We start from the raw sequence: 22,482 nt of genomic DNA, 5'->3' as shown, positions 1-22,482 counted from the left end.
GGACGACGACGTCCACGAGGAGCACACACTTGCGTCCACTCTCCCTGCGACCCCGAGGGCGGCGGCGCGTGCTGTCCTCGGCCGTCGTCGCCGTGACCGCGCTGGGCATGCTCGGCATCGCTGCCCTCCCCGCCGCCGCGGACCCCGCCGCAGCACGCACCGTCGTCTCCGGGCAGGCCCGGTTCGAGGTGCTCTCCCCCACCCTGGTCCGCACCGAGTACGCCGGGGACTCCCGGTTCACCGACGGCAGCACCTTCAACGTCGTCGGCCGTGACGACTTCGCGCCGACGCGGTTCACGAAGACCGAGCAGGACGGTTGGCTGACCATCGACACGGGGTCGATGGTGGTCCGCTACCGCGAGGGCTCCGGGCCCTTCACGCAGGACACCCTGCAGACGAGCCTCACCCTGCCCACCGGGCAGCACGTCACCGGCACGCCCTGGGTCACCACCCCGAGCCCGTCGTGCGCGATCGGTGCGCTGTGCGAGGCCGAGTCGCTCGGACTCACCGGCCTCTCGCTGGCCACGGACCACGGCGGGTACACCGGCGCCGGCTTCGCAGCGGGCTTCGAGTCGGTCGGCAACGCGGTGACCTTCCGCACCACCGCGGCGACGGCGGGGCCGGTCGACCTGCTGCTCCGCTACGCGAACAGCCAGGGCGGCGACGGCAGGGTCACGACCCGGACGCTCACCGTCACCGTCGACGGCGGTGCGGCGCGGACGATCAGCCTGGCCCCAGGTGCGAACTGGGACGACTGGGGGACGACCGCCGCGACGCCGCTCGACCTGGCCGCCGGCGAGCACACCGTGCGCATCGAACGGACCGCGGACGACTCCGGCCAGGTGAACGTCGACAGCCTCGCCCTGGTGCCGTCCGGTGCGGCCTACCCCGCCCCGACGGCGACGGCAGCGGGCGAGGACTGCGCCTTCGGTGTGGTCTGCCAGGCGGAGGACGCCGCCCTCGATGCTCCCGCCACCGCGGCCACGGACCACAACGGCTTCGCCGGCACCGGGTTCGTCGCCGGGTTCGAACGCGCCGGCGCCCGGTTCACCACGCACGTCACGGGTGTCCCGACCACCGGGGAGTACGCCCTGCAGGTGCGCTACGCCAACGGCTCCGGGAAGGTCCCGATGCTGACGGCCGCGCCGGCCGGGCAGACGGCCACGACGGCCGATCTCCCGACCACGAGCAGCTGGGACTCCTGGACCACCGTCAGCCTCCCGGTGCACCTCGCCGCGGGGACGAACGACGTCGTGCTCGGCTGCCCGACGACGACGGGCAACTGCAACGTGAACGTCGACACGGTCGCCGTGGTCGCCAGCGACGCACCCCTGCTCGCCGCGCACGCCCCGCTCGGTGGCTACCGACGTGACCTCGACACCGCGAACGGACTGGTGAGGACGAACCCCGGACTGCTCTACCAGGACGGGTGGTCGCTGCTCGACGACAGCGCCTCGGCCGGGTACGACCAGGCGACGGGCGACGTCACCCCCGCGAGCGACCACGGCGGCGAGCCGTACCAGGACGGCTACGTCTTCGGCTACGGCTCCGACCACCTGCACGCGCTCCGGGAGCTCGCGGTCCTGACCGGTCCGACGAAGCTGCTGCCCCGCTGGGCGTACGGCGTCTGGTACTCCGAGTACTACGACCGCTCGCAGGCCGACTACGAGGCGATCGCCAAGCGCTTCGCGGACGAGCAGGTGCCCGTCGACGTGATGGCGATCGACACCGACTACAAGACCGGCAGCACCACGAACCAGGACGACAGCAAGTGGGACGGCTGGTCGGTCGACCCCGCCAGGATCCCCGACATGACGCAGCTGCTCAGCGACTGGCACGCCGAGGGCATCCACAACACCCTGAACATCCACCCGACGATCTCGAGCCAGGACCCGGAGTTCGCCCAGGCGCAGGCCACGGCGAAGGGGAAGCTCACCCGGGGCGACGGCGACCGGTACCTGTTCGACTGGTCCGACCCCGACCAGCTGCGCGCGTACTTCGCGCTGCACGAGTCGCTGCAGCCCGAGGGTGTCGACACGTGGTGGCTCGACTGGTGCTGCAGCGAACGCTCGCGGTACTCGGCGAACGGGGTCACCCCCGACGCGTTCATCAACGAGCAGTACGCACGGCAGACGGACGAGGCCCTGGACGGACGCGGCTTCGCGTTCTCGCGGGCGTACGGCTCGCTGACCGCGGGCGGCTACGGCAACCCGCAGGCGGTCCCCACGGGGCCGTGGGCGGACAAGCGCACCACGGTGCACTTCACCGGCGACACCACGTCGTCGTGGGACATGCTGGCGGCCGAGGTCGGGTACACCCCGGGTGAGTCCGCAGCGACCGGCCTCGCGTCGATCAGCCACGACATCGGCGGCCACAACGGTGCGCAGTACGGCATCGAGGGCGCCGAGCCGGGCACGACCCAGCTGCCCGAGGACCTCTACGCCCGATGGGTGCAGCTCGGGACGTTCCAGCCGATCGACCGCCTGCACAGCAACCACAGCGACCGGCTGCCGTGGCAGTACCCGGCCGCGGCGAACGCCTCGGCGAAGCAGTTCCTGAACCTCCGCGAGGACCTGCTCCCGCTGACCTACACGCTCGCCGCCCGGGCCACCGCGACCGGCGAGCCGATCGTGCAGCCCCTGTACCTGCAGTACCCGGAGGCGCAGGAGTCCTACGCCACGGCCGGGTCGGAGTACCTGTACGGGCCGGACGTGCTCGTCGCCCCGGTGACGACCGCCAACGACGCCTCCGGGAAGGCCACCCGCTCCGTGTGGTTCCCGTCCGGCAGTTCCTGGACCGACTGGTTCACGGGGCAGACGTACGCCGGCGGCACCACCGCGGACGTGACGACCGGTCTCGACGCCATGCCGGTGTTCGTGCGGAGCGGCGGCATCGTGCCGACGCGCTCCCACCACGTGCGGAACGACGCGGCGCCGCTCGACGCGGTGACGCTGACGGTCGCGACGGGTGCGGACGGCTCCTTCGACCTGTACGAGGACACCGGGACGGACGCCGACCCCACCGCCCGGGCGTCCGCAGCATCCGCCGCGGACAGCGCGTCGACCGCCGTGCGGTACACGCAGCAGTCGACCGGCGGGACGCTCGACATCGCCCCGGCCGACGGGTCGTTCGCTGGACAGGTCCGGGACCGGTCGTGGACCGCGACGTTCACGGACACCGACCTGCCGCGTTCCGTCACCGTCGACGGACGGGCGGTCCCGGCCTCGGGCTGGTCGTACGACGCGGGCACACGGACGCTCTCCGTGCCCGTCGACGAACGGTCCGTCGACCAGCGCACCGTGGTGCGGTTCAGCAGCGTGGCCGACCCGCTCCCGCCGACGACGGACCCGACGCCCGGCGACGGCACGCCCGGCGGCGCTCCCGGCGACGGCCCCGGCGACGGCGGCCCCGTCACCGGTCCGGGCGCGGGCACCCCGAGCGCCGTGCCCGGTGCCGGCGGGACGGTCGCCGACGGACCCGGCAGTGCTCCGACCGCCGGTGCGACGTCGGACCGCCGCGGCGGACCGCTCGCCTGGACCGGTGCGGAGGTCCTCCCGCTGGGTCTGCTGGCAGCGGGACTGCTGACGGCCGGTGTCCTGCTGACGGTGCGGAACCGACGGCGGCGGTCTCGGGGCTGACCGCCTGACGGACGACAGGAGCGCGCCGGTCCGAGGACCGACGCGCTCCTGTCTGCGCTGGGCTGCGTGTCAGCGGGTGGTGCGGGCTCCGGCGCGGGGCAGGAGCACACCGAGGACGATCATCGCGACCGCGAGGAACGCGTGCAGCACGTTGTCGGCGCTGTTCAGCGGGACGAAGTTCGCCGCACCGGCCATGTTCGCGACGAAGAGGCCGAAGACGAACAGCACCGCGTAGATGATGCCGCCGACGAGCAGGTACGAGCGCGAGCCCGCGGCCGAGCGGGCGGCGAGCAGACCGACGATGCCGAACAGCAGGTGCACGATGTTGTGGAGCACCGACACCTGGAACAGGCCGAGGAGCATGGCCATCGAGCTGTTGCCGGCGAAGGACAGCGTGCCCATGTCCATGGTGAGGCCGGGGATGAAGCCGGCGATGCCGACGATGAGGAAGACGATCCCGAAGAGCAGGGCGCCCTTCTGGACGAGGGTGGAACCGGTACGGGGGGATGCTGCGCTGGACATGTGGTCTCTCCTTGTGTGCGAGGACCGGGTCGTGGTTCCGGTCGATGAGGTGACGGGCGTCACGCTCGGTTGGGTTTCACGGTAGACATGCAGCCTGCTCTCGGTTTCCCCCCGTCCGGGGGGACGCGTCGAACGGACAGGACCTGCCGTGGCGCACCACGCCCTGACCACGCGCGTGCGGACGGACGGGAGGCGCGGTGCCGGACCGCACCGCGCCTCCCATCCGACAGCCACTCACGTCCGTCGTGGTCACGGTCCGGGGACGGTGACGCGGACGGCGCTGATCCGGCCGGCGCGCGTGCGCGCCGTGGTGTCCGGGTCGTAGCTGTCGGCGGTGGCGAGGTAGAGGGTGCGGCCGTCCTCGCCGCCGAGCGCACAGTCGATCGCGCACAGTCCGGGAGCGTCGACGCGGTCGGTGACCTCGCCGCCCTCGACGACCCGGAGGAACTCCCCCGTGTCCACGGAGCAGACCCAGATCGCGCCCTCGGCGTCGACCGTGCTGCCGTCGGGGGTGACCCCCTCGGGCAGCGCGGCCCACTCGCGGCGGCCGGTGAGCGATCCGTCCGGCTCGATGTCGAACGCGGTCAGTCGACCGCCCCAGGTCTCGCTGACCACCAGGGTCCGTGAGCCGGGGAGCACGTTGGCACTGTTCGGGAACACCAGACCGTCGGCGGCGAGCCGAGCGGAGCCGTCCTGGTCGACGACGTAGAGCGGCCCCGGGCGCAGCTCCTCGCCGCTGTACAGGTCGTAGCCGAACGCGCCGACGTACGTCCGACCGGTCGCCTCGTCGACGACCAGGTCGTTCAGGAGCGAGGGCTCGGTCGACGACAGGTCGGCGAAGGGCTCGTTCGTCCCGTCGGGGCGGACGACCTGGATCGTCCGCGAGTTCATGGCACTGACGATCAGTCGGCCGTCGGCGAGCCACCCGAGGCCGGACGACTGCCCGTCGATGGTCGTCTCGAGGCGCGGCCGCGTGTCCGGCGAACCGGGGTCGACCGAGAAGACCTCGCCCGTGTGCATGTCGGAGTACCAGAGCCGGCCGTCGTGCCAGCGGTTGCCCTCGGGGAACCGGATGCCGGAGACGACCTCGGTCGCGGAGTCGATGGTGGTGTGCACCCGTCCAACCTGCCACTCGGGACTGGCGGTCACCTGGCGCTCGTGGACGGCGTCCAGCCGAGCTCGGGGCCGAGCCGCCCGGCCATGTCCTCGATGATCTGCGCGTAGTCGTCGGGCGCGAACGAGAACGGCAGGGCGAAGGCGACCTCCGTCGCCACCTGGTACCCGGCGTCGGCGCGGAGCCGGTCGGCGATCTCGGCCGAGCTCCCGACGAGGTCGGCGGCGAACAGCAGCTTCCCGGGCCCCTGCGGCACCCCGACCCGTCCGGCCCGGGACTCGGCGTAGGCCCGGTAGCGCGCGACCTGCTCCGGCGTCGCCGTGTCGGTCGGGATGACGACGAGGCCCTGCGACACCCGCGCCGCAGCGGGGTCCGGGTGCGCGTCGAGGTACGCCTCGACCTGGGCGCGCTGGTTCGTGGCGAAGTCCGTGCCGACCTCGCTCCGCGTCACGCTCGAGGTGAGCAGGTGGAAGCCGTTCTCGGCCGCCCACACCGCCGACCGCGTGCTGCCGGTGCCGTACCAGATCCGGTCGGCGAGCCCGGGGCTCTGCGGTTGGACGGAGGTGGCGAACTCCTCGATCCCGCGCCGCTCGACGAGCGGCGTGACGGCGTCGCCGCGCACGAGGTCACGGAAGCGCAGGAGCCGGTCGTTACCGAGGTCCTCGTGCTCGGCGGTGTCCGGGTGGATCGCGTCGCGGTAGAGGTCGTAGTGCATCGGCGTCCCCACGGAGAACCCGGGCTGCAGCCGACCACCGAGCAGCACGTCGACGGTGCCGAGGTCCTCGGCCAGGCGGAACGGGTTCTCCGCGCCGATCGGGGTGACCGCGGTGCCGAGGGCGATCCGCGAGGTGCGCTGCGAGGCGGCGGCCGTGATCGCCACGGGTGACGAGATGCCGTGCTGCAGGTGGCGGTGCCGGAGCCAGGCGCTGTCGAAGCCGAGGGCCTCGGCCCGTTCGATCACGCGGAGTGTCTCCTCGTGGCCGTCGGCCGGGCGCGCGGGGTCGAACGAGCCGATGGTCAGGAAGCCGAGGCGCTCGAGGGGACGGTCGTCGGAGGGCATGCTCCGATCGTGGCAGACCGGGGCGCGGGGCGTCGGTGGCCCCGACGTATCCTGGCTGCATGAGCATGGAAGGCGCTGCCTGGAGCTCGCTGTACAAGATCTCGTCCGCGAAGGACGCCGGGCGGGGCTTCTCCCGCGAGTCGCTCCGGCGGATCATGACGTTCGCCGTGCCCTACAAGGTGCAGCTCGTGGTGTTCATCGCGCTGTCCGTCGTGGGGGCGTTCCTCGCCGTCGCGACGCCGGTGCTCGCCGGTCAGGTGGTCGACGTCATCGCGGCCCGCGGCGCCGTGTCGACCATCGTCTGGCTGGCCGTGGTCATCGCGCTCGTGGCCGTCGCCGACGCCGCGTCGTCGCTGCTCACCCGCTGGTACTCGGCGCGGATCGGCGAGGGTGTCATCCTCGACCTCCGCACCGCGGTGTTCAACCACGTGCAGAAGATGCCGATCGCCTTCTTCACCCGCACCCGCACCGGCGCCCTGGTCAGCAGGCTGAACAACGACGTGATCGGCGCGCAGCAGGCCTTCAGCGGCACGCTGTCCGGCGTCGTGACGAACTCCGTGGCGCTCGTGCTGACCCTCGTCGTCATGCTGAGCACCTCGTGGCTGGTGACGGTCATCGCCGTCGTCATGCTCCCGGTCTTCCTCGTCCCCGCGCGTCGGATGGGCAGCCGCCTCGCCGCACTCCGCCGCGAGGCCGCCGACCACAACTCCGCGATGAGCACGCAGATGACCGAGCGGTTCTCCGCACCTGGCGCGACGCTCGTCAAGCTGTTCGGGCGCCCCGACGAAGAAGCCGAGGAGTTCCGCGTGCGCGCCGCCCGCGTACGGGACATCGGCGTCCGCACCGCGATGCTGCAGTTCGTCTTCGTGACCGCACTCATGCTCGTGTCGGCGCTCGCGCTCGCACTCGTGTACGGCCTTGGTGGCACGCTCGCCCTCGGCGGCCAGCTGAACACCGGTGACGTCGTCACCCTCGCGCTCCTGCTCACCCGCCTCTACGCACCGCTCACCAGCCTTGCGAACGCCCGGGTCGAGATCATGAGCGCCGTCGTGAGCTTCGAGCGCGTCTTCGAGGTCCTCGACCTGCGGCCGCTCATCCAGGAGAAGCCCGACGCCGTCACCCTGCCCGACGGTCCCGTGGCGGTCGAGTTCGACGACGTCCGCTTCGCCTACCCGTCCGCCGACAAGGTCTCGCTGGCCTCGTTGGAAGAGGTCTCCACGCTCGACACCCGCGGCGGCGACGAGGTCCTGCACGGTGTCTCGTTCCGGATCGAGCCCGGACAGACCGTCGCCCTGGTCGGGTCCTCCGGCGCGGGCAAGTCCACGATCGCGCAGCTGCTCTCCCGCCTGTACGACGTCGACAGCGGCGCCGTCCGTCTCGCCGGCACGGACGTCCGCGACGTCACCTTCGAGTCGTTGCGGCACACGATGGGCATGGTGACACAGGACGGGCACCTGTTCCACGAGACCATCGGCGCCAACCTGCGCCTGGCCCGCCCCGAGGCCACCGACGACGAGGTCTGGGACGCCGTGCGACGCGCGCGCCTCGAGCCGCTGATCCGGTCGCTGCCCGACCAGCTCGACACCATGGTCGGCGAGCGCGGCTACCGACTGTCCGGCGGCGAGCGCCAGCGCATGACGATCGCCCGGCTCCTGCTCGCGCAGCCCCGCGTCGTGATCCTCGACGAGGCGACGGCGGCGCTCGACTCGACGTCCGAGGCCGCCGTGCAGGCCGCCCTGAGCGAGGCGCTCGACGGCCGCACAGCGATGGTCATCGCACACCGCCTGTCGACCATCCGGAGCGCCGACCTCATCCTGGTGATCGAGGACGGCTCGGTCGTCGAGCGCGGCACCCACGAGGAACTCCTCGCGGCCGGCGGGCGGTACGAGGAGCTGCACCGCACCCAGTTCGCCGTGCAGGCGGACCAGGCGCCGGACCCCGCTCCGATGCCGGAGACCAGCGTCCGCTAGCACCTCCCGTCGCGGCGCCTCCACCTGCACGACACCTCAGCCGATCCGCCGGACCACGGGAGCGACATCGGAGCACCGTGGGCAGCACCGGACCCACAGGAGGAACCATGCTGCTCGAGGGCAAGACCATCGTCGTCACCGGCGGGAACAGCGGCATCGGTGAGCAGATCTGCCTCGCCGCTGCCGCCGAGGGCGCGAACATCGTCGTCGACTACGTCGTGCACCCGGAGGCGACCGACTCGCTGATCCACCGCATCGAGGAGGCCGGTGGGCACGCGGTCGGGGTCGACGCCGACATCACGAGCGCATCCGACCTGCACGCGATGGTGCAGAAGGCCGTGGACGCGTACGGCTCGCTCGACGTCCTCGTCAACAACGCCGGGATCGAGGACCGCAAGTCGCTGCTCGAGGAGACCGAGGACGGCTACGACGAGGTCATGGCCGTGAACATGAAGAGCGCGTTCTTCGGCACCCAGGCGGCGGCGAAGCAGTTCATCGCGCAGGGGCGCGGCGGACTCGTGCTCAACATCTCGAGCGTGCACGAGGACTGGCCGATGCCCGGCAACCTGGCCTACTGCGTGTCGAAGGGCGGCATGCGGATGCTCGCCCGGAGCGGGGGTGTGGAGCTCGGGCCGCACGGCGTCCGGATCGTGAACATCGCTCCCGGTGCGGTCGACACCCCGATCAACACGGCGACGACCTCCGATCCCGGCAAGCTGAAGCGGCTCGACGACGCGATCCCGCTCGGGCGCCCGGCGAAGCCGCACGAGGTCGCCGAGGTCGTCGTGTTCCTGGCATCGGGCAAGGCCGCGTACATGACGAGCACCACCGTCACGATCGACGGCGGGATCTCGCAGGGCAGCGTCGGGCTCTGAACGCGACCCGCTGAGGGCCGGGAGGCGCGGTGCCAGCTGGCACCGCGCCTCCCGTCCGTCCTGTGGTCGCGTCTACCGGACGGCCACCACCCGCACGTCCCAGGCCCCGAGCGACAGCTCGGATCCTCCGGCGAGCGCCGCGCCGTCGAGGACGTCCTCCGCGTCGACCGGCACGGTGAAGGTGCTCGGCGTCCAGGACCAGTTGTGCACGACGTGCACGGTCTCGCCGCGGGCGTTCGTGGCGGTCTGCACCGACTGCGTCTCCGTCTGCGGACGCCAGGTCGTCGCACCGCTCCCCCGCTCGACCGCCCAGGCGGCGACCGCCGCGGCGAGCGCCGGGTCCGGCACCGTCCCGACGTACGTCACCCGGCCGGAGCCGTGCGCACGGGTGGTCACGGCGGCGAACCGGCCGTGGTGCGGGTGGTCGTAGCCGACGAGCACGTCGGCGTCGTCGATGAGCAGCCCGTCCGCCCAGCGGGTCGCCGTCGCGCCGGTCGGCACCGTGAAGCCGTGGTCCGCGGCAGCGGCGCCCGCGGACACCGGTACGCGTCGGCCCAGGTTGCTGAACTCGTCGTAGTGCACGCCGGCGGCCACGTCGAGGAAGGCCGGCTTGCGCTCGAGTCGGGCGCGGGCCTCCTGGTCCTCGTACCCGGTGCGGATGCCGACGACCAGGTGTCCGCCGGCCTCGGCGTAGTCCGCGAGCCACCGCAGCTGGTCGTCCGTCGCGATGGTGAACGCCGCTGCGACGAGGACCGGGCGCTCCCGGGCGACCACGGCGGGATCGCGGTCGAACACCTGCGACGGGTGCACCGTGTTCGCCTGCAGGCCGGCCTCGAACACCCCGCGGACGAACGCGTCGTACACGGTCTGCCACGAGCGGCGGTCGGGCTCCGCGCCGTCGCCGAGTGCCGGGTGCTCGTTCAGCGCCCACTTCGACTCGTTCGAGAACAGCAGGGCGACGTCGGCGTGCGGCCGGAGCCCGGCGACCCGGTCCCCCGCGTGCCGGAACTCGGCGCCGATGCGGGCGATCTCCTCGTAGGTGCGTCCCGGCTGCTGCGAGTGCGGCAGCACCCCGCCCCAGTAGGTCTCGACACCGAAGTGCAGCGTGTGCCAGTGCCAGTACTCGATCATCGACGCCCCGCGGGAGACCAGCGCCCAGGCCGCCTGCCGCCACTGGCCCTCGTAGGCGGGTTCGTTCATCCACGAGAAGCCGATCGCCTGCGCGTTCGTCTCGGTCACGAGGAACGGGGCCTGCTTCGACCCGTACATCCGGTCGCCGGTCGCGACGACGGACCACGCGCCGGAGGACGTCCAGTACTGCGGCGCCTCGTCGGTGTCCGGGAGTTCGAGGGCGTCCTGCATCCGGTAGTACGGGTTGCCCGCGGTGACGTCGAGGGCCCGGGTGAGGGCGTCGTCCTCGACCGTCGGTCGCTCGTACGAGATGCAGGTGGTGACGAACTGGTCCTCGCGGGCGTACTCACGCACGATCTCGGCCTGCCACCCGATGAAGTCCGTCGTGAGGGACGCCTGGAACCGGCGCCAGGCGAGGTCGTACTGCGGCTGCACGTTGCCGTCCGGTGTCCACAGGTCCGCCCAGGTCGACAGGCGGTGGGACCAGTAGGTCAGGCCCCACTCCTCGTTGATCCGCTCGACGCTGCCGTAGGTGTGGCGGAGGTGGTCGACGAAGCGCTGGAACACCTCGGGGTTGGCGATGAGCTCGTTGCCGGGCTCGTTGTCGACCTGGTAGCCGATGACGGCGGGGTGCTCGGCGTACCGGGCGACGATCTTGCGGATGACCCGCTCGGCGTGGAACAGGAAGGCGGGGTGGGCGTGGTCGATCTCCTGGCGAGCGCCCCAGCCCATCGGCTCCCCCGCGGTCCGGCGTCGCACGTTCACCTCGGGCACGATGCGGGCGAGCCACATCGGCAGCGCGTAGGTCGGCGTGCCGAGGATCACGCTGATGCCGTGCTCGTGCGCCGCGTCGAGCACGGGCGCGAGCCACTCGAGCTCGAACCGGCCGTTCTCCGGCTCCCAGGTGCTCCAGACGGACTCGCCGACCCGGATCACCGTGAAACCGGCCTCCTGCATGAGGCGCATGTCCTCGTCGAGCCGTGGGGTGGGCTGGTACTCGTGGTAGTACGCGGCGCCGAAGAGGACGCGGTCGTGCTGCATGGTGCGGGGTGCTCCGTTCGTGGTGCGGTGGCCCGAGGTGCGGTCCGTGGTGCGGTGGCCCGAGGTGCGGTCCGTGGTGCGGTGGTCCGTGGTGCGGTCCGAGGTGTCGGTCATCCCTTGACCGCCCCCGCGGTCAGGCCGTCGAGCAGCTGCTTCCGGAGGAGCAGGAACACGAGGATCGTCGGCACGCTCGCCAGCACGGCGCCGGCGAGGACGAGGTCGTAGGACCGGTTCTCCGACGCGAAGATCGCGTTCAGCCCGAGCGGCAGCGTGTACTGGTCGGAGTTCGACACGAGCACGAGCGGCCAGAGGAACGAGTTGTAGCTCTGCAGGAAGCTCCACACGGCGAGCGCCCCGAGGGACGGTCGGAGCAGCGGGAGCACCACGCGGCGGAAGGTGCCGAACTCCGAGTTGCCGTCGATGCGGGCGGCCTCGATGATCTCGTCCGGGATCGACTGGGTGATGAACTGCTGCATCATGAAGATCCCGAACGCCGGCGCCACCCACGGCACGATGAGCGAGAACCACGGGTTCGCGAGCCCCGACTTCACCACGAGGATGAAGAGCGGCACGAGGATCACCGCGAACGGGACCGACAGCGACGAGAACATCACCGCGAACAGGACCCGCTTCCCCCGGAACCGGAACTTCGCGAACCCGTACCCGGCCATCGCGCAGACGAAGACCGACACGACGGTGGCGATCACGGCGGTGCCGACGCTGATGCCGAACCACGCCCAGAACGGCTGCGTGGTGAGCAGGTTCACGTAGTTCTCACCGGTCGCCGGGCTCGGCACGAGCGTGGGCGGGGTGGAGAAGATGTCGCCGCGGCGCTTGAACGAGCCGGACAGCGCCCACAGCAGCGGGAACACGAACACGAGCAGCAGCACCACGAGCGTGGCGTAGAGCAGGCCGCGGCGGGCGATCCACCCGGGAGTGCGCGGCGGGCCGGACCGGGGGCGGCGCGCGCTGCCCCTGGTGGTCACGGCCTCGGTGACGGTGGCGGTCATGCGTCCCTCCCGATGGCGAGTGCGCGGTTGAGGATCTGGCTGACGCCGAAGACGACGACGAACAGGACGACACCGGCCGCAGCCGCGTAGCCGAACTGCTGCCGTTCGAAGGCGGCGCGGTAGATGAACATGGCGACGGAGAGCGTCGCTTCGCCCGGGCCGCCCTTCGTGAGCAGGTAGGGCTCGTCGAACAGCTGGGCGGCGCTGATGAAGCTCGTCACCACGACGAAGGCGGTCACCGGGCGGATCGCCGGCAGCGTGACGTTCGTGAACTTCCGAAAGGTGCCGGCCCCGTCGAGCGAGGCGGCCTCGTACTGCTCCGGTGAGACGTTCTGCAGCGCGGCGAGGAAGAAGATCGTCAGGTACCCGACCGTGCGCCAGAGGAGCACGAAGCCGATCGCGACCTTCGCGAGCGTCGGATCGCCGAGCCAGTCGGTGTTCGGCAGCCCGAACAGCGCCTTGAGCGTGGCGTTGAGCAGCCCGTAGTTCGTGTCGAAGACCAGGCTGTAGATGAGCGCGATGACGATCGGCGACAGCACCATCGGGATGAAGAACGTGACACGGAACAGGTCACGCGCTCGGAGCCCCTTGGCGTTGAGCGCCTGCGCGACGAGCAGCGAGACGGGCACGATGACGAACACGGCGATGAGCGTGTAGATCAGCGAGTTCACCAGGGCCGTGCCGAAGCTCGTGTCCCGGAACAGGTTCGCGTAGTTCCGCAACCCGATCCAGTTCGGCGTCCCGAGGCCCACCCACTCGGTGAGCGACAGGTACACGGCGGCGAGCACCGGCACGATCATGAACAGGGCGTACAGCACGTAGAACGGCGCGATGAACAGGTACGGGGCGCTGCCGCCGTTCGTGTTGAGGCGGCGCCGCCTGCCCGGTGGGTCGGCTGCTGCGGGCGAGGCGGACACCGGGATGCCGGTGGCGGTGGATGTGGACAACGTCGTCCTCCTCAGGCGCGGGTCTGACCGCGGAAGTCGGCCGCAGCGGCGTCGAGCGCCTGCTTCGGGGAGATCTGGCCCTTGTAGGCCTTGATGAGGTAGCCGCTCAGGACGGTCTGCAGGATCGCGGCGTTCGCGCTCTGGTGCTGCGAGGGCACCTCGTCGATGACCGACTTGTAGACGCCGAACAGCTGCTGCCCGCCGAAGTACGGGTCGCTCAGCGCTGCGAGCCTCGGGTCGTCGTACACGGAGCGGAGCGTCGGCAGGTACCCGAGGTCCTCGTACCGCTTCACCTGCTGGTCGGGGTCGAGGTACGCGGCGAGCACGAGGTCGATGCCGGCCTGCGTGAGGGGCTTGTCGCGGAGCACCGCGAAGCCCGTCCCGCCGCCGACGCTCGTCGTGCTCCCGCCGCCAGCGAACCGCGGCAGGTTGCGGACCCGCCACTTGCCCTCCTGCTCGGGCACGTTCGGCTTGATGCCGTAGCTCGCGTACCAGGAGGGCATGTCGACCGCCAGGATCGTGCCGCCCTTGAGTCCGGACTGCAGGCTCGGTCCGTACATGTCGGCGACCGTGGCGATCGCGCCGGACTGCACGCCGTCGACCAGGAACTGCAGCGTGCGCTCGGCCTCGGGCGTCTGGATCGCGATGTCGCCGGACTCGTCGTACAGGTCGCCGCCGCGCTGCAGCAGCAGGATCTGGTAGCTCTGCAGTGTGCCCCCGGGGTCGGTGACCGCGACCGCGTGGAGCGAGACGCCCTTGGTCGTGTTGAGCTTCGCGCCGACCGCCATCGTCTCCTCCCACGTGGCCAGGTCGTCGGGGATCCCGAGCGCCCGGAACTGGTCGGCACGGTGGTAGTACACGCAGAGCGGGGTGTCCGAGTCGAGCGCGTACAGGCGCCCGTCCTTCGAGAACGGTGTCAGCCGCGCGCTGATCAGGTCGTCCCGCTTCGACGCGACCGACGACGACAGGTCGCTCAGCAGCTCCTTCGCGATGTCGCCGCGGAGCATCCGGCAGAACGCGCCGATCTCGAGACCGGCCACGTCCGGCGTCCCCGTCCCCGCGACCGCCTGCGCGATCAGCTTGGTCGGGATGTCCGCCGCCGCGATGGTGGTGATGTCGAGGGCGTAGCCGAACCGCGACTTCCGGTCGGCGACCGGGAGGGCCTCGGTGAAGAACTTCTCGTAGCCGGGGTCGTGCGTCCAGAAGGACAGGTCGGCCCTGCCCGAGCGGACCGCCGCGGTCGACTGCGGGGAGCAGGCGGCGAGCAGCCCGCTCAGTGCGAACGCGCCGCCGGCGGCGGCGCCCCAGCGGAGCAGGTCGCGCCGGCTGGGCGCTCGGTGGCCGCCGCGGCCGGGAGGCACGGCTCCCGTCGATCCGGGAGGTCGCGTTGGTACTGGGGTCACGTGCTGACTCCTGACGTCGTCGTCGGGGTGATCGGTGGGGTGGGTGGTGAGCGCTCGTGAGCGCTCACTCGGCGGACCGACGCGAGTCGCGCCTCCCGGCCGGGTTCAGTCGGCGGGGCGGAGGTGACGGCGCTCGGCGGAGGGCGGCGCGCTGGTGGCGCGCGTGATGAGCTGGCCGGGGAGCATCCGGTGCCGCTCGGCGGGCGGGTGGCCGTCGAGGGTGCGGAAGAGGCGGTGCATCGCGAGACGGGTCGACTCGTCGAAGTCCTGGCGGATCGTGGTGAGGGGCGTCGGGAGGAAGGCGGCGATGGGCATGTCGTCGAAGCCGACGATGCTGATGTCCCGTGGGACGGAGAGCCCGGCCTGCTGGATGGCGGACATGGCGCCGATCGCCATCTGGTCGTTCGCGACGAAGACCGCGGTGACGTCCGGCCGGGTGAGCAGCGAGCGCATCGCGTCGTGCCCGCTCCGGGGAGACCAGTCCCCCTCGACGGGTGCGTGCTCGGCGACACCCGCGTCCTGCAGGGCGGCGCGCCAGCCCTGCTCGCGGCGGACGCTCGACGTCCAGTTCGCCGGGCCGGCGATGTGCCAGACGGTCTCGTGACCGAGGGCGAGCAGGTGGTCGGTCGCGGCGAAGGCGGCACCGCTCTCGTCGAGACCGACGGCCAGGGTGTTCTCGCGGTCGGCGACGTCGGGCGGGCCGAGCGTCAGGACCGTGACGCCGGTCGGCATGTGCAGCTGGTCCATCTGGTTCTCGACCGGCTCGGACAGGACGATCGCCTCGACGCCCTGCTCGACGAGGGAGTCGACCGCGGGCTGGAGCTCCTCGGCCGAGGCCGTCACCGTGCGGACGATCGACAGGGCGTAGCCGTTCGAACGGCAGGCCTGCTCGACGCCGGTGAGCATCGCGGTCGGGCCGTACAGGTCCGTGCCGATCGTGATGATGCCGACGCGTCGGGAACGCTGGGACTTCAGGGTCCGTGCGGCGGCGTTCGGGCGGAAGCCGAGCTCGGCGATGGCGGACTCGACCTTGGTGCGGACGGCCTCGGTGACGTGGGGCTCGCCGTTGACCACCCGGGAGACGGTCTTCTGCGACACCCCGGCGAGAGCGGCGACGTCGGTCATCGACGCTGGGCGGAGGCGGCGCACGGGGGCGGTGTCGCTCATGGGCCAGCTCCTTCGCTGCGTCGGGTGGTCACCCGCTGAGCGGGTGTGGGAGCAAGACAACCACGGCAATGACTACGTAGTCAAGACCCGATCGGACCTCGCCGCCCAGAGGGCGGGCCGTGCATCGCGCTGCGCGCGTCGGCCGCGTCCGGTCACCCCAGCGGCTCGACCCCGTAGCTCACGACGACCGCCCGCAACTCCTCCAGGTACGTCTGCGCCTGTTCCGTGAGGGGCACCGACGAGTGCGCGATCCACCCGATCTCGATGCGCTCGTCGACGTCGAGCGGGATGGCGACGATCTCCGGGTCGAGGTCGTCACTGATGAGCCCGGTCGAGATCGTGTACCCGCCGAGCCCGATCATGAGGTTGAAGATCGTCGCCCGGTCCGACACCCGGATCTCCCGCTTGCTCGACATCGTCGACAGGATCTCCTCGGCCAGGTAGAAGGAGTTGTTCGCGCCCTGGTCGAACGTCAGGCGCGGCAGCTCGGCGAGGTCGTCGAGCGTCGCCCGCTCCTGCGTCGCCAGCGGGTTCCGCCGAGCGACGAAGACGTGCGGCTGCGCGACGAACAGCGGCGTGAACACGACCCCGGCGTCCCGCATCAGCTTGCCGAGGACCTGCCGGTTGAAGTCGTTGCGGTAGAGGATGCCGAGCTCGCTCCGCAGCGTCCGGACGTCCTCGATGATGTCCCACGTGCGGGTCTCGCGCAGCGAGAACTCGTACTGGTCAGCGTCCGCGTCCTCGACCATCCGGACGAAGGCCTCGACCGCGAACGAGTAGTGCTGCGCCGACACCCCGAGCAGCCGGCGCGAGGCCTGACGCCCGACGTACCGCTGCTCGAGCAACGACACCTGCTCGACCACCTGCCGGGCGTACCCGAGGAACTCGACGCCGTCGACGGTGAGCACGACCCCACGCGCAGAACGGGTGAAGAGCGGCCGGCCGATGCGCGCCTCCAGGTCCTTCATCGCAGCCGACATGGTCGGCTGCGAGACGTAGAGCAGGTCTGCGGCCGCGCTGATCGATCCTTCGGAGGCGACCTCGATGAAGTACCGCAGCTGCTGCAGGGTGATGTCGTTCGAGACCCGAGCCATAGGAACACGCTATGCGACCGCATAGCGTCTCGGTATTACCTGATGACCCGCGCCTCCCGTCATGATCGGAGGACTCTTCCCACGGTGCCCGCGGGCGCTCGACGACCGGACTGCGGACCATGACGAACGACATCACCTTCAGCATCAGCAGGACACGCTTCGACGAGGACTACTCGCCCGCCGAGAACTCCCGTCTGACGACGAACTTCGCGAACCTGGCCCGCGGTGAGCACCGCCAGCAGAACCTCCGCAACGCCCTCGCGCTCATCGACGCGCGGTGCAACGACCTCGCCGGGGACCCGGACGGTGACCGCTACCGGATCGAACTCGACATCGTGTCGGTGACGATGCACTTCGAGGACGGCGGACAGGTCGAGCGCTTCCCCCTGATCGAGGTGCTCGACGTGACGATCGTCGACCAGCACTCCGGCGAGCGCCACCAGGGCATCGTCGGCAACAACTTCTCGTCGTACCTCCGCGACCACGACTTCGCCGTCCGCCTGCCGTCGGCGCCCTCGATGCCCACCGACTTCGGGCAGCTGCACGGGCAGCTCTTCCAGCACTTCCTGCGGTCCGACGCCTTCCGGGCGGAGTTCGACGCGGAGCCGGTCGTCTGCATCAGCGTCTCGACGAGCCAGACCTACCGGCAGACGGGCGTCGTCCACCCGGTCCTCGGCGCGGAGTACGAGCACGAGCACTCGTCGCTCACCGACGACTACTTCGGCCGGATGGGCATGCAGGTCCGGTACTTCATGCCGCCGGGATCGAAGGCACCGCTCGCCTTCTACTCGCGCGGCGACGTCGTCAGCGCCTACTCGGACCTCCAGCTGATCGGCACGATCGCCACCATGGAGACCTTCCAGAAGATCTACCGCCCGGAGATCTACAACGCGGACGCGACCGCTCCGAGCACCTTCCGCCCGACGCTCGACCACGACGACTGGACGTCGACCGGCATCGCCTACGACCGCGAGGAACGCAGCCGGCTCGGCGTCACGCAGGGCCGGTGGACCGAGGAGCACCTCGTCACACCGCACCGCGACTTCCTCGACCGCTGGCTCGCCGAGCAGACCGCACACGCCGGCCAGGCTCTTCCCGCCGCACCCGCCGCCCTCGCCCACTGACCGACTGGATCTCCACGCGCATGAGCACGCTCCTCCCCACCGCGATCGTCGGCAGCCTGCCGAAGCCCTCCTGGCTCGCCGAGCCCGAGCGACTCTGGTCCCCCTGGCTGCTCGAGGGTGACGCCCTCGTCGAGGGCAAGCATGACGCGCTCCGCTCCGCCGTCCACGAGCAGGAGCGCAACGGCATCGACATCGTCAGCGACGGCGAGCAGACCCGCCAGCACTTCGTCACCACCTTCATCGAGCACCTCGACGGCATCGACCAGGAGCGCAAGGAAACCGTGCGCATCCGAGACCGCTACGACGCCGCGGTGCCCACCGTCGTCGGTGCGGTGAGCCGCCCGAAGCCGGTCTTCGTCGACGACGCTGCATTCCTGAGGGCTCAGACCGATCGCCCCATCAAGTGGGCACTCCCCGGCCCGATGACCATGATCGACACCCTCTCCGACCAGCACTACAAGAGCCGCGAGAAGCTGGCGTGGGAGTTCGCCACGATCCTCAACCAGGAGGCACTCGAGCTGCAGGACGCCGGCGTCGACGTCATCCAGTTCGACGAGCCGGCCTTCACCGTGTTCCACGACGAGGTGCAGGACTGGGGCGTCGCCGCGCTCGAGCGCGCCACCGAGGGTCTGCGCGTCGAGACCGCCGTGCACATCTGCTACGGCTACGGCATCGAGGCGAACAACAGGTGGAAGGAGACCCTCGGCGCCGAGTGGCGGCAGTACGAGCAGTCCTTCCCACTCCTGCAGCAGTCCTCGATCGACATCGTCTCCCTCGAGTGCATCCACTCACACGTCCCGCTCGAACTCGTCGAGCTCATCCGCGGCAAGAAGGTCATGCTCGGCGCGATCGACGTCGCCACCGAGCAGGTCGAGACGCCCGAGGAGGTCGCCGCGGTCCTCCGCCGGGCACTCGACCACGTCGATGCCGACAAGCTCATCCCGAGCACCAACTGCGGTATGGCGCCGCTGGCGCGCGGGGCGGCCCTGCAGAAGCTCGGCGCGCTGTCCGCCGGCGCGGACATCGTGCGGGCCGAGCTCGCGAACGTCGCGGTACCGGCAGCGCGGTAGTCCCCTGCTCCGCAGGACGGCTCGCCCCAGCAACGGGGCGAGCCGACCGCCGTGTCCCCGCCTGCGCTGGTCAGGCAGCCAGGCAGCCAGCCCCGGGCGCTGTCGCTCGGAGTCACAAAAAGCACTCCAATAGTTCGCTCCGTTCGTGCAAGCGTGCGACCACAGCTCTCGGCTGCTGCAAGGATTACTCGGCGGTGAAGGACCGTTCTTTGGATGGCTGCCTCAGCAGGCGCCGACAGAACCCCAGGGCCTCACGTTGAGCTGCTCTCCGTCTCGACGTGCTTATGCTTGTGTGCACGATCGAGGGGGGACGCGTGACTCAGGGGTGGAAGATCGATGTCGTCGGCGCGCAGGATGTGGTGACCAGCACCGCGCATTCTGGTGAGCAGGTTCAATCGGCGGCGTCACGCTTCGAGTCCGCACTCGGCGACGTGGTCCACTCGCTCACCAGCACGACGGCAGCCGCCGCCGCCGCGGGATTCGCGCGTGACCATCAGGATGACGGTCGTGCCGCAGTGACGGTGGTGTCCGAAGCACTGACGGCCGCAAACGGCGCCATGCGCGCCTTCGCCGAGGGGGACGAGACGATGGAGGCGGAGACGAGCACCGCGCAGGCCGGGACGAGGGTCTCGCGTGACTGATCGACTCATCAATGTCGGCGATCTTCCGCGGATAGACGCATTGCCCGACACTGTCTCCAGCGCCGCCCGGTCGCTACGAGATTCGACATCAGACATCGCTCGCGCCAGCGCGTCGGCGCAACGCGCTTGGAGCGGCATCGGCCGTGTCCTCAGTTCTCCTGGCGCCACTGACTCGCTCCCGCTCGCACTGCACCCCCTCTCGAACCGCACGGCAGCTCTGGCGCAGACCAGTTCCGCTGTCGTGACGGCACTAGATACCTTCGCCGACGACCTCACCACACTGAGGCGCTCCCGCAAGAGGCTCCTGGCGGACATCGAGGAACTCCGCAACCGTGTCGCGGCGACGTCATCGAATGATGATGTCCCCGCGGAGTACCAGGCGCAGAACGATGACCTGCACCGCCGCACATCTCGCCTGACAAGTCATTGGCAGAGCGCTCAGGACGATCTCGCACAGGCGCTTCAACGTCACACTGCGGCCGGTCCGCTCACTGGACCGATGGTCGCGACGGGGTTCAGTGCGCCACTCTTTCGACCGCTCGTCGATTTCAGTGCCGCTGTCCAAGGCTTCGTGGACGCCGCCTACCTGCCGCTGCTGGCGCAGCTCGCAGCGAAAGGCCGTGAGGCGATCGAGCGGTGGATGCGCGATCATCCGGCAGAGCGCCAGTACGTCAGCAAGCACCCGCCGAAGGCCCCTGAAGTGCGATCATGGTGGGGCAGCCTCAGCGCGGAGGAACGCGATGCTCTCGTGTTCGGCGCTTCGACGCTGATCGGCAACCTCGAGGGCGTGCGGTACGCGGATCGGGGAAGGGCGAACCGTCACACTCTCGAAGCGGAACTGCCCAAGGCACGCTCACGGTACGCCGCCCTGACCGGACGCGTCGGCCGCGGCGAACCACTCGACTCAGCTGAGCAAGCGGAGTACGCCCGCCTTGCTGAGGAGATCGGCGCCCTCACTTCACTGCAGCAAGCCCTTCATGACGGGTCTGCGCTGACACCGCGAACGATCGTGTCGCTCGTACTCGGGCAACCTCCGCTGGCCGCGATCGCGATCGGCGACATGGACACAGCGTCCCGCGTCACGGTCGCCGTGCCGGGGATGGGGAACACCGTTGCAGACAGCATGCGCGGCTGGACCGGCGGCGCCCAGAACCTGTACGACGCGCAGCGTTCCGCGGCTGCCCAGGTCCACACCGATCCGAACGTCGCGACGGTTGCCTGGATGGGGTACGACACCCCAGCAATGCCACCGAGTATGCAAGTCATGTCCTCCGACAAGGCCAAGGCCGGCGCCGTGAGGCTCAGCGACTTCCTCTCCGGTATCTCCGACACTCGCTCGTGGTCGGGCGGTCAGCATCTGTCCGTCGTCGCGCACTCGTACGGGACTACGACAGCCACGATGGCGACGGCGAAGACGCCCGTATCGAACGTCACGCTCCTCGCCTCTGCGGGAATTGACAAGAGCGTGCCCAATGCTTCCGCTCTCGACGTTCCACAGGGGCATGTCTGGACCAGCCAGTCCAGAGCCGACTACATCGCGAACCTCGGGCGCGGGTCGGTCGAGAGTGGCATGGCGGCCGGCCATGGAGACCAGCCGAGCACCTCCGGCTCAGCCTGGACTCGGTCCACGCTGTTCAACGTGCCCAGCGACCACCCCCTGAACCCGGCAGACTCCGAATGGGGAGCGCGGACCTTCTCGTCCAATGACGAACGCGTCGATGGCGATGCATACCCTGGCTCGGACGGGCACTCAGCAACGCCGGCGACCGAAGCTGCCCTGGCTCGTCAGGAGCCTGCAGAACTGGGTTACCTCGACCGCGGAACTTCGTCACTTCGCAATACGGCCTACACGAGCCTCGGGTACACCCCTGGCGGGAAACGGATTCCATGAGAACAGTGGCCCGCTCCCTGCTCATCCTCGGTGCTACCGGGGTAGCAGTGCTGATGATCACCGGATGTTCGAACAGCCGCCCAAACGAGGAGCCGAACGTGAACCAACCTTCCGCCCGATCGGAGCCGAGCGCGACGAGCGCGAAGGCCGCATGGGACGACCTGAACGAGCGGATTGAGTCGACCCAGTCGATGGTCCCGGGCGAGTGGGAGGCGTCGGACTCCGGCGCGTCAGCGTGCGGGACCTCCGGGGCGCAGTGGGGCATCACCCGACTAGGTCCGGGCGCGAGCGCCGACGACCGAACGCGGATCATCGACCGGATCGAGGCTGCATGGAAGGACAATGGTTGGGAGCCGACACGGAGCACGATCGGCGGTGATGCACCCGGACTGCAGCTCCGCTACCCGGCCGGCGGAGTCTTCAACGACGGCTTCTTCGTGGAGATCGGAATCACGGAGTACGGGTCGAGCATCCAAGCGCAGACGCCTTGCGCGCAAGGCGACGCTGATTCGCTGAATGACGAGCAATACGCGTACGAGCACCAGGACACGACGCGTCTGCCGTCCGCCGCTCCGTCCACTGACCCCTCATCCTGACGCGACTCAGGCGAATAGGTGACCTTCCTCCCGGTGACCGAGCGTGTTGTCGGTACCCTTCACTCGTTTCTCCGCGACACCGACCCGACACTCACGGGGCTCGTCTACCCGCGAGCAGCGACCCCTCAGCGTAGGGCCCTGCCGGCTCGCGCACGGTTCGCCATCCGTCGGCCGTCTTGCTCCCGCTT

Annotated in this window: 17 protein-coding genes; 8 read left to right on the top strand and 9 right to left on the bottom strand. The window is 70.3% G+C overall.

Annotated elements, in window-relative coordinates; all coding sequences use genetic code 11:
* The first annotated feature begins 29 nt into the window (after window positions 1–29).
* Window positions 30–3,638 (top strand): TIM-barrel domain-containing protein, encoded by a 3,609-nt coding sequence (locus ACIPEQ_RS15315; protein WP_402715830.1) that lies wholly within the window; start codon window positions 30–32, stop codon window positions 3,636–3,638.
* A gap of 69 nt (window positions 3,639–3,707) precedes the next feature.
* Here the strand turns inward: ACIPEQ_RS15315 and ACIPEQ_RS15310 are convergent, their stop codons facing one another.
* The 3 genes from ACIPEQ_RS15310 to ACIPEQ_RS15300 form a co-directional block, all read right to left on the bottom strand.
* Window positions 3,708–4,160: a DUF4383 domain-containing protein gene (locus ACIPEQ_RS15310; protein WP_126890623.1), complete on the bottom strand. Its 453-nt coding sequence runs from the start codon at window positions 4,158–4,160 to the stop codon at window positions 3,708–3,710.
* 249 nt (window positions 4,161–4,409) lie between these two features.
* Entirely contained in the window at window positions 4,410–5,276 is an 867-nt protein-coding gene (locus tag ACIPEQ_RS15305) for an SMP-30/gluconolactonase/LRE family protein (protein ID WP_402715829.1), read from the bottom strand.
* Window positions 5,277–5,305: 29 nt separating this feature from the next.
* Window positions 5,306–6,334: an LLM class flavin-dependent oxidoreductase gene (locus tag ACIPEQ_RS15300; RefSeq protein WP_402715828.1), complete on the bottom strand. Its 1,029-nt coding sequence runs from the start codon at window positions 6,332–6,334 to the stop codon at window positions 5,306–5,308.
* A gap of 59 nt (window positions 6,335–6,393) precedes the next feature.
* Here ACIPEQ_RS15300 and ACIPEQ_RS15295 point away from each other — a divergent pair, with 59 nt between their 5' ends.
* Both ACIPEQ_RS15295 and ACIPEQ_RS15290 read left to right on the top strand, forming a co-directional pair.
* Window positions 6,394–8,304, top strand: coding sequence for an ABC transporter ATP-binding protein (locus ACIPEQ_RS15295; RefSeq protein WP_402715827.1), 1,911 nt, complete (start codon window positions 6,394–6,396; stop codon window positions 8,302–8,304).
* Window positions 8,305–8,411: 107 nt separating this feature from the next.
* Window positions 8,412–9,179 carry an SDR family NAD(P)-dependent oxidoreductase gene (locus ACIPEQ_RS15290; RefSeq protein WP_402715826.1) on the top strand — a complete coding sequence of 256 codons (768 nt, stop codon included), beginning with the start codon at window positions 8,412–8,414 and terminating at the stop codon, window positions 9,177–9,179.
* A gap of 72 nt (window positions 9,180–9,251) precedes the next feature.
* Here ACIPEQ_RS15290 and ACIPEQ_RS15285 read toward each other — a convergent pair whose 3' ends face one another.
* The 6 genes from ACIPEQ_RS15285 to ACIPEQ_RS15260 all read right to left on the bottom strand — a co-directional run bounded on the left by ACIPEQ_RS15285 (window position 9,252) and on the right by ACIPEQ_RS15260 (window position 16,972).
* Window positions 9,252–11,465 (bottom strand): beta-galactosidase, encoded by a 2,214-nt coding sequence (locus ACIPEQ_RS15285; protein WP_402715825.1) that lies wholly within the window; start codon window positions 11,463–11,465, stop codon window positions 9,252–9,254.
* Entirely contained in the window at window positions 11,462–12,361 is a 900-nt protein-coding gene (locus ACIPEQ_RS15280) for a carbohydrate ABC transporter permease (protein ID WP_250368073.1), read from the bottom strand. The genes ACIPEQ_RS15285 and ACIPEQ_RS15280 overlap by 4 nt, the downstream gene beginning before the upstream one ends.
* Window positions 12,358–13,308 (bottom strand): carbohydrate ABC transporter permease, encoded by a 951-nt coding sequence (locus ACIPEQ_RS15275; RefSeq protein WP_238638080.1) that lies wholly within the window; start codon window positions 13,306–13,308, stop codon window positions 12,358–12,360. Before ACIPEQ_RS15275 ends, ACIPEQ_RS15280 begins: the two co-directional genes overlap by 4 nt.
* An 11-nt stretch (window positions 13,309–13,319) precedes the next feature.
* Window positions 13,320–14,669, bottom strand: coding sequence for an ABC transporter substrate-binding protein (locus ACIPEQ_RS15270; protein WP_402715824.1), 1,350 nt, complete (start codon window positions 14,667–14,669; stop codon window positions 13,320–13,322).
* A gap of 147 nt (window positions 14,670–14,816) precedes the next feature.
* Complete coding sequence (locus ACIPEQ_RS15265) at window positions 14,817–15,878, bottom strand: LacI family DNA-binding transcriptional regulator (protein WP_402715823.1); 1,062 nt, start codon at window positions 15,876–15,878, stop codon at window positions 14,817–14,819.
* Window positions 15,879–16,030: 152 nt separating this feature from the next.
* The gene (locus tag ACIPEQ_RS15260; RefSeq protein WP_402715822.1) at window positions 16,031–16,972 is read right to left on the bottom strand and encodes a LysR family transcriptional regulator; all 942 of its coding nucleotides are present in this window, start codon (window positions 16,970–16,972) and stop codon (window positions 16,031–16,033) included.
* 119 nt (window positions 16,973–17,091) lie between these two features.
* On the opposite strand from ACIPEQ_RS15260, the gene ACIPEQ_RS15255 reads away from it, so the two are divergent.
* The 5 genes from ACIPEQ_RS15255 (at window position 17,092) to ACIPEQ_RS15235 (ending at window position 22,294) form a co-directional block, all read left to right on the top strand.
* Window positions 17,092–18,096 (top strand): putative oxygenase MesX, encoded by a 1,005-nt coding sequence (locus ACIPEQ_RS15255; RefSeq protein ID WP_402715821.1) that lies wholly within the window; start codon window positions 17,092–17,094, stop codon window positions 18,094–18,096.
* A 20-nt stretch (window positions 18,097–18,116) separates the two neighbouring features.
* Window positions 18,117–19,166 carry a methionine synthase gene (locus ACIPEQ_RS15250; RefSeq protein ID WP_402715820.1) on the top strand — a complete coding sequence of 350 codons (1,050 nt, stop codon included), beginning with the start codon at window positions 18,117–18,119 and terminating at the stop codon, window positions 19,164–19,166.
* Between the two features lie 314 nt (window positions 19,167–19,480).
* Window positions 19,481–19,807: a DUF6507 family protein gene (locus ACIPEQ_RS15245; RefSeq protein ID WP_354027420.1), complete on the top strand. Its 327-nt coding sequence runs from the start codon at window positions 19,481–19,483 to the stop codon at window positions 19,805–19,807.
* Window positions 19,800–21,698: an alpha/beta hydrolase gene (locus ACIPEQ_RS15240; RefSeq protein WP_354027419.1), complete on the top strand. Its 1,899-nt coding sequence runs from the start codon at window positions 19,800–19,802 to the stop codon at window positions 21,696–21,698. Before ACIPEQ_RS15245 ends, ACIPEQ_RS15240 begins: the two co-directional genes overlap by 8 nt.
* Before the next feature lie 5 nt (window positions 21,699–21,703).
* Window positions 21,704–22,294, top strand: coding sequence for a hypothetical protein (locus ACIPEQ_RS15235; RefSeq protein WP_402715819.1), 591 nt, complete (start codon window positions 21,704–21,706; stop codon window positions 22,292–22,294).
* Window positions 22,295–22,482: the final 188 nt, after the last annotated feature.

This window comes from Curtobacterium sp. NPDC087080 (assembly GCF_044745105.1).
Classification (GTDB): Bacteria; Actinomycetota; Actinomycetes; order Actinomycetales; family Microbacteriaceae; genus Curtobacterium.
Note: the sequence above shows the minus strand (reverse complement) of the source record. Positions and strands in the feature narration are given on the sequence as shown.